We start from the raw sequence: 8263 nt of genomic DNA, 5'->3' as shown, positions 1-8263 counted from the left end.
ACAAAAACCTCCGACCACGGCCGCGGCACCGGCATCTCCGCCACCACCCCCGGATCGAACTTGAACGAGAAAAACCCCCGACCCCGGAACCAGTTGGTACGCACCGTCGCGGTGACCAACCCCAGATAACCCCGCAGGATCCGATCCGCATCCAGACCGGCCACCTCATCGATCAACCCGCTCACCACCGCCAACACCTCCACCACCCGCACCCCCCGCTCGGCATCACTCACCGAGGGATCGAACCGGGCCCGGAACAGGTTGATCAGACCGCGGGCGATATCGGGCTGCGCGAGCAGGACGTCGGCCATGTACTGCGGTCCGAACGGGCTGCCGAGCTGTCGCGCGTAATGGCCGTAGGCGCGCAGGACGGCCGCCTCGCGCCAGCCCAGACCGGCGCGCAGCACCAGCGCGCTGTACCGGTCGGTCTCGGTCTCGCCCCGCCAGGCCGCGGCGAACGCCGAGCAGAACCCCCTCGCCACGTCGTCCGCGCCGCGGCCGGGCAAGGCCGAGAGGGTGGCCTCGTCGATCCGCAGCCCGAAGTCGTAGAGCCAGCAGCGGCGCCCGTCCGGCCGGACGAACTCCGAGGGTCGCTCGTCGAGCACCTCGACCCCGAGGCTCTGCAGCACCGGCAGGATCGCGGTGAGCGTGACCGGGGCGTCGGCCAGGTACAGGGTGAAACGGCGCTCGGCATCGTGTTCGCCACCGGCGCCGGGCACCGAGTACAGCCGGACGTCGAAAGCGCCGGGCTCCAGCGCCAGCAGCCGCCTCAGGTCCTCGACCGCCTGAGCCGGGGTGACGACCGCCTTGTACGACTCGGGGATGCCGTCCAGCAGCGCAGGGCCGGCCTCGCCCCCGAACTCGTCCGCGAGCCGGTCGTCCCAGGTCCGGATCGCCTCGGTCAGCTCGTCCTGCAGCGCGGCGACGTCCACCGAGGGCACGCCGGCCTCACGCGCAGCGGGGTCGAGGTACACGGTGAAGTGCACGAGCGCGAGGCTGGCCTCGGTGACCCGTGCGGTGTAGCCGACCTCCCGGCCGCCGAGCCGGTCGCGCAGGACGTCGGCCATAGCGAGCCGTGTCGATGTCGTGTAGCGGTCCCGGGGCAGATAGACCAGGCAGGACATGAATCGCCGGTACGGGTCCGGGTGCAGGAAGACCCGCACCGCGCGGCGGCCGGCCAGCGCGAGCACGCCGACCGCGGTGTCGTGCAGGGTCTGCTCGCTCGCGCTGAACAGTTCCTCGCGGGGCAACCCCGAGATGACCTCGAGCATCCGCTGGCCCGAGTAGGACTCCAGCGGGAATCCGGCCCGGTGGATCGCGGCGCGCACCCGGCGGGCGACCAGCGGGATGTCGAGCACGTTCTCGTGCAGCGCGGCGACGGTCAGCATGCCCAGGAACCGGTGCTCGCCGGTCGTGCGTCCCTCGGCATCGAAGGTCCGGACGCCCACGTAGTACGGGCGGACCGGGCGCAGCACCCGGCTCGGCACGCTGGCCCGGGTGAAAATCAACTGATCGTGGGCGACGGCGCCCTCGACCTTCGGGGCGAAAGTGCGGGTGGCCAGGGTGTCGCGACGTAGCACTCCGAGACCCGACGCCAGCTCGGGGTGCAGCTCCCAGGCGCCGGCCACCGCGCCGTTGCGATCCGGTCCGGCGCCGTCCACGTCGGACAGCGTGTAGTGCCGGTAGCCCAGGAACGTGAAGTTGCCGTCGGCGAGCCAGCGCAGCAGCTCCGCGACGTCTGCCCGCTCCGCGGCAGCGGCCGCGGGGGTGGGGGCGAGCAGTTCGTCGGCCACGTCGCAGGCGCGCCGGGCCATGCGCTCGCCGTCCTCGACCACCTCCCGCACGTCCTGCAGCACCCGCCGCAGTTCCTGCTCCAGCGCCGCGGCTCGGCCGTCCAACGGTGCGAGGTCGAGATGGATCCACGACTCGACGAACGCACCGGCCGGTGCGTCGGCCGGATCAGCGTCCGCGAGTACCTCCAGCAGTTCCCCGGTGACGGTGCGCCGCACGACGACGATGGGGTGCACGAGCCGACGGACGTCGCCCCCGACGCGACCGATGCCGGCCAGCACCGACTCGACGAGGTAGGGCATGTCGTCGGTGACGATCTCGACGACGGAGCCGGCTCCCTGCGGCAGCACCTGGATCAGCGGCTTCCCCGCGACACGGCGGGCAGCCAGCGCGCGGTGCGACCGTGCCACCTCTGGCAGCGTCGCCAGCTCCTCCCCGGCAGGGCGGTCCGACTCGGGGGTCTGCTGTGCGTACACCCGCTGCAGCCGGTCGAACTCGGGCTCGGCAGCGGGAGAACCGCTCTGCTCACAGGTCCGACCCATCAGTCGCTGCTCCACTACGACGGTGTGGCGGGGGCAACACCCACCCTAGACCCGTGAACGGACGCGCCTGATGACGTTGGTCGGCCGGGCGTCAGATGCCGCGGTAGGCGGCCAGGGCACCGGCGAGCAGGTCGGCCAGCCCCAACTCGGACGACGCCAAGTCGATGTCCGCACCGGACGGTTCCGCCGCGGGAGTGGGTTGCTCGGCAGCAGGCGCCTGGCGGTGACGCCGCCCGCCGCTGCCCGGCCGCACCTCGATCCCACCGGGACGGAACGGCCGACGGCCCTCGGCAGCATGGCGGGAACCGCCGGACGACGCGGCGACGGTGACGCCGTCCGGTCCGGCGGCTCGGGGCTGCCCTGCCGGTTGTGGCGACAGCTGGTCGTCCGCGGGACCCGCCGGCGACCGGAGGACGTGCACGTCGGTCGACGGGCCGAGTTCGTGCAGGATCTGCGCCCCCGCCGTGCCGTCGACGTCGTGGACGGTGGCCCGCAGCCGCAGCCCGACGGCGTCGGTACCGACCGGTAGTCCGTCCGCGAGCCCATCCATGATCCTGTGCACCCACGACGCGGCGGCGCCTCGATCCATCTCGGGCAGAACCACCGCGACCGTGGCGGGTCCCTGGTCCCGCAGCCGGGCACCGGGAGGGAGGTCGCCACCCAGCCGCCGGAAGACCCGTCGCATGGCCGTCATCGCCGTCACGCTGGTGATCTGCCGGTCCCCGGCGACGAGGTCGAGCGTCACGACCGAACCCGGCGTGGCCGCCGCGGTCGTGGACGTCGTGGCGGGCTCGACGGCAGGCGGCTCGACCGGCCTGGCCGGTTCTTCGGGGACGGAGGGCACGGGGCTACCCCAGACGCGATCCAGCTCGGCGATCGCGGAGGCGAGCCAGTCGGTGGCCTCTCGGGCCTGGGCCGATTCGGTGGTTGACGTCGTGGAAGCCGACATCGCACCGCGACCGCTGATCCCGCCCGCACCGCTCGGGTCGGCCCCATCGGGCCCCCCGGACGCCGGGCCGGCGTGATGGCCGGGGGTGCCGGCCTGCCCGGCCCCCCTGTCGGCGACGGGTAGGTCGGAACGGCGGCCGCCGACCGGCAGACCGGCCGGATCCCCGGCGACTGACGGATCGATCCGCTCACCACCGGTGGCCGGGATGGACCGGTCTTCGCTCGACCAGACCCCCGCAGGCCAGGCCGCGGTCGATGATCCTGATCCGCTCGACGCTGCCGGGACCCCGTCGGTGGCAGCCCGGGTCGAGGACGACTTGGCAGCCGGCACCGCACCGCCCCACGACTCGGCGGACCAGGAGCCTGAACTGCGGAACTCGTCGAACAGCGCGTCGCCCAACGGTGAACCGGCCAACACGATGCCGGGGTCGGTCGGCGGGCCGGGGTCCACCGCGTGGCTGTCACCGGGAGCCGGGGCCGCCGCCGACGTACCGTTGTCCCGGTCACCGCCAGCGGAAGCCGATCCACGAGCACCGGGCCGGCCCGGGGTGAGTTGATCGCGGGACAGTCGCGACCGGCTCCCGGCCGACTCCCACGCCGTCCACGGCAGGGGTCCGGCGAGCCCAGCCTCGTCCTTGCCCCGGCGGTCGCCTCGCGTGGTCTCGTCGGCGACGGTCGGCGTGGGCACCGGCCGAGGGGCGACCCGAGCTGCATCGGCACGCTCGGCGCTCGGCCGGGGTGGGCTGTCGCCCTCACGAGATCCGGCCACCCGGGCAGGCAGCGGCCGGCTGTCCTCGCGAGACCCGGTCGTGCGGGCGGACGTCGACCGGCTGTCCTCGCGAGAGCCGATCGCACGGGCAGACGTCGACCGGCTGTCCTCGCGAGAGCCGATCGCACGGGCAGACGTCGACCGGCTGTCCTCGCGAGAGCCGGCCGCACGGGCAGACGTCGACCGGCTGTCCTCACGAGACCCGGTCGCACGGGCGAGGGGCAGCCGGCTGTCCTCACGAGATCCGGTCACGCCGGCGGGCGTCGGCCGGCCGGCCTCGTGCGATGCAGGCGCGCGGACGGCCGGCCCCGGTCCAGCGTCCGTCACGGTGAGAACCGGGGCGGCGTGCTGGGCCGGCTGAACATCCGGCCCCTCCTCGCGCCACGTCGTGACCATGGAGGCGTCCCCGATGACCAACTGCTGGGCCAGCGCACGGAAACGTGCCGCCCGATCCCGGTCGAGCCGCTCGGCCACCACCCCGAGACGCATCGTGGCGAGTGCGGCGTCGAGTTGCCCGTTGGACTCGTGCAGTTCGGCCAATGCCGCGCGGCAGGCCGCCTCGACGCCGGGGGTGTCCGAGGTCGCCGCGTCAGCTGCCGCTTCGGACAGCGTCTGGATGGTCTGGGAGGCCTGTTCGGAGTGCGCCGTCGCGCGGCCGACGGTCAGCCGCAGCTGCGCGACCTGCCGTGTCACGACAGCCGGCCGGGCGAGCCGGGTCTGCAACGCCATCGCCGCGCTGCGTGCCTCACCGAAACGCCGCTCGTCCAGCAGCCCGCCGATCCACTGGCTGGCCAGGGCCGCGGTCAGGTGCCCGGACGCCGTCGATGCCTCCGGGGTGTCCGGGCTCCACCCGAGCAGAGCCAGCCCGTGGTGCGCGTGCTCGGCCGCGCTGCCCGCACGCCGTCGGCCCCGCTCGACCGCAGCCCTCAACAGGGCCACGGTCGCACCGGGCTGCGGTCCGGTGAGCTCACTCGCCGCAGCGTCGGCGGCCTGTATGAGGTCGTCGAGCCGCTCGGGAACGTCGGCGAGCGCACAGCGCACCAGCACCGCCAGCGCGTCGAGACGCAGTTCCGCCGGGACCCCCGGCTGTTCCACCAGCGGGAGCACCAGTTTGCGGCACATCACCGCGTCGCCGGAGTCCTGGGCGACTCCGGCCAACTCGACCCGCAGCCGAGCCCCCGCCTCGGTGAACAGCAGCGCTCGGATCGACGAGCCATCCCGCTGGATGACTTCCAGCACGTCCGCCGCGGGCTCCCGGGCGTCACCTGTGACCGCACGGCCGTGAACCAGCCAGCCGGCAGACCCGAGCCAGAGCTCGCTGTCGCTGTCCGCCTCCGCGAGTTGCAGGACGTGCTCCGCGATCTGCGCCGTGAGGTCGGGGCGGGACCACCGCAGCGCTGCGGCGGTCTCCAGGATCGCCGCAGCGCTCCGGTGCGGGATTCCTGCGGTGGTCCCCATTCCCGACAGCGCCACTCAGCCTCCCGCAGGAACCGGCATCCCGGATGACACCGGCACGCCCACCGAAGATCACCGCCGTGACGCGGGATCGCTCTCAGTCACGGGTGAGCTTACGGTGCGTCACGCGGTGTGGACGCGCCGCCTCCGCCCCCATCCTCTCGATCTTGTTCTTCTCGTAGGCTTCGAAGTTGCCCTCGAACCAGAACCACCCCGCCGGGTTCTCCTCGGTGCCCTCCCACGCCAGGATGTGGGTGACGACCCGGTCCAGGAACCACCGGTCGTGCGAGATGACCACGGCGCAGCCGGGGAACTGCTCCAGGGCGTTCTCCAGCGAGCCCAGCGTCTCGACGTCGAGGTCGTTGGTGGGCTCGTCGAGCAGGATCAAGTTGCCGCCCTGCTTGAGGGTCAGTGCCAGGTTGAGCCGGTTGCGCTCCCCACCGGACAGGACGCCGGCAGGCTTCTGCTGGTCCGGACCCTTGAAACCGAACGCGGCCACGTAGGCCCGGGACGGCATCTCGACCTGGCCGACCTTCATGTGGTCCAGCCCGTCCGAGACGACCTCGAAGACCGTCTTCTTCGGGTCGATGCCGGCACGGTTCTGGTCGACGTACGACAGCTTGACCGTCTCACCGACCTTCACCGATCCGGAGTCCGGGTGCTCCAGGCCGACGATCGTCTTGAACAGGGTCGTCTTTCCGACGCCGTTCGGCCCGATGACACCGACGATGCCGTTGCGCGGCAACGTGAACGACAGATCCTTGATCAGCTGCCGTCCCTCGAAGCCCTTGTCCAGGTGGTCGACGTCGACGACGACGTTGCCCAGACGCGGGCCCGGCGGGATCTGGATCTCCTCGAAGTCCAGCTTGCGGTGCCGATCGGCCTCAGCCGCCATCTCCTCGTAGCGCTCGAGGCGGGACTTGCTCTTCGCCTGCCGCGCCTTCGGGTTCGAGCGCACCCACGCCAGCTCGTCGGCGAGCCGCTTCTGCAGCTTGGCGTCCTTCTTGCCCTGGACCGCGAGCCGCTCGGCCTTCTTCTCCAGGTAGGTCGAGTAGTTGCCCTCGTAGGGGTGGGTCCGGCCCCGGTCGAGCTCGAGGATCCACTGCGCCACGTTGTCCAGGAAGTACCGGTCGTGCGTCACGGCCAGCACGGCGCCCGGATAGGTGGCGAGGAACTGCTCCAGCCACAGCACGCTCTCGGCGTCGAGGTGGTTGGTCGGCTCGTCCAGAAGCAGCAGGTCGGGCTTCGAGAGCAGCAGTTTGCACAGAGCCACCCGACGCCGCTCACCACCGGAGAGGTTGACGACCGGCAGATCGGACGGGGGGCACCGCAGTGCATCCATCGCCTGCTCGAGCTGGGAGTCCAGGTCCCACGCGTCAGCGTGGTCCAGGTCCTCCTGCAGCCGACCCATCTCCTCCATCAGCTCGTCGGAGTAGTCGGTCGCCATCTGCTCGGCGATCGCGTTGTACCGGTCGAGCTTGGCCTTGATCTCGCCGACCCCTTCCTCGACGTTGCCGAGGACCGTCTTCTCCTCGTTCAGCGGCGGCTCCTGCTGCAGGATCCCTACGCTCGCGCCGGGCGCCAGAAACGCCTCCCCGTTGTTCGGCTGGTCCAGCCCCGCCATGATCTTCAGCACGCTGGACTTACCGGCGCCGTTGGGCCCGACGACCCCGATCTTCGCCCCGGGGAAGAAGCTGATCGATGCGTTGTCGAGAATGACCTTGTCGCCGTGCGCCTTGCGCACGTTCTTCATGGTGTAGATGAACTCCGCCACGACATCAATGGTAGTTGCGATCCGCTCATGCTCGACCGTCCGGTAGCCCGCCCACCAGGTGAGCCTCGTCCGCCGAAGCGTCGTGGGGGTGCAGGTCCGAGTCGTCGCCGAGAATGTCCGGCCCGCCGTCCTCGCCCTCCACCACGACCGTACCGAGGTCGGCGTCGACCGACGAGCCCTCGCCGTCCATCTCCGGCCTGAGTGCGGCATCACGCCGGCTGCGGGTGAGCGCCGCGGTGCACCAGGTCAGGTCCGGCCCGACCGCGTAGGCCTCCAACGACAGATCCGTCCGGTTCTGGCCGTCCTTCGCGTACTCGCGGGTGTAGAGCCGCCCGTAGACCATCACGGGGTCGCCTTTCACGAAGGATGCCGCGACATTCTGGCCGAGCCGACGCCAGCAGGTGACGGAGACGTACGAGGTCTCCCCGGCCACCCAGGTACCGCTGCTCTTGTCGTAGCGCCGCTCATTGCTCGCCATCCGAAAGCCCGCCAGCTCCGTGCCATCCGCCAGCCGTCGCCGTCGGATGTCGCCCACGATGTTTCCGACGACAGTTGCGTAGATCTCGTTCACCACGGTCTCCTCGTCCTAGCCGTACCGACGAGTTCAGCCTCCCGAGTAGAAAGCCGAGGGAACAGAGCATCTCGAGTTCTGTGGATACGCAGTCCGGGATGTGGACAACTCAGCATCAACGACCGCGCCCGGTCCCCGGCTGTCGGCCTGATACCCCATAATCCCGGCCGGATGCCTCACGGGTACGCCGCTGCGATTGGCAGGACGACAGCCAGAACCCGAACCTACTACGAAAGCCGATGACCACTACACACGAAAAGAAATGGGTGTGGCCCTCCGCGGGATTCCGCGGAGGGCCACACCCATTTCTTTTCACCGTTGAATGTCGGCGGTGACCTACTCTCCCACACCCTGGCGAGTGCAGTACCATCGGCGCGGGCGGGCTTAGCTTCCGGGTTCGGGATGGGACCGGG

At 71.1% G+C, this 8263-nt stretch carries 4 protein-coding genes and 1 rRNA gene; all 5 read right to left on the bottom strand.

Features of this window, described 5'->3' with window-relative positions:
* The coding region (locus HF519_RS28330; protein ID WP_211170704.1) for an NAD-glutamate dehydrogenase domain-containing protein at nucleotides 1-2333 on the bottom strand (2333 nt) is incomplete at its 3' end.
* 91 nt (nucleotides 2334-2424) lie between these two features.
* The gene (locus HF519_RS28325; protein ID WP_169416046.1) at nucleotides 2425-5523 is read right to left on the bottom strand and encodes a hypothetical protein; all 3099 of its coding nucleotides are present in this window, start codon (nucleotides 5521-5523) and stop codon (nucleotides 2425-2427) included.
* A gap of 79 nt (nucleotides 5524-5602) precedes the next feature.
* A complete protein-coding gene (ettA, locus tag HF519_RS28320) occupies nucleotides 5603-7279 on the bottom strand; it encodes an energy-dependent translational throttle protein EttA (RefSeq protein ID WP_169416045.1) in 1677 nt (558 codons plus the stop codon).
* A gap of 25 nt (nucleotides 7280-7304) precedes the next feature.
* Complete coding sequence (locus tag HF519_RS28315) at nucleotides 7305-7850, bottom strand: single-stranded DNA-binding protein (RefSeq protein ID WP_169416044.1); 546 nt, start codon at nucleotides 7848-7850, stop codon at nucleotides 7305-7307.
* A 323-nt stretch (nucleotides 7851-8173) separates the two neighbouring features.
* Nucleotides 8174-8263, bottom strand: a 5S ribosomal RNA gene (gene rrf, locus HF519_RS28310); the annotation flags it as partial.

Origin of the sequence: Pseudonocardia bannensis (assembly GCF_012911875.1) — a bacterium.
Classification (GTDB): Bacteria; Actinomycetota; Actinomycetes; order Mycobacteriales; family Pseudonocardiaceae; genus Pseudonocardia; species Pseudonocardia bannensis.
Note: the sequence above shows the minus strand (reverse complement) of the source record. Positions and strands in the feature narration are given on the sequence as shown.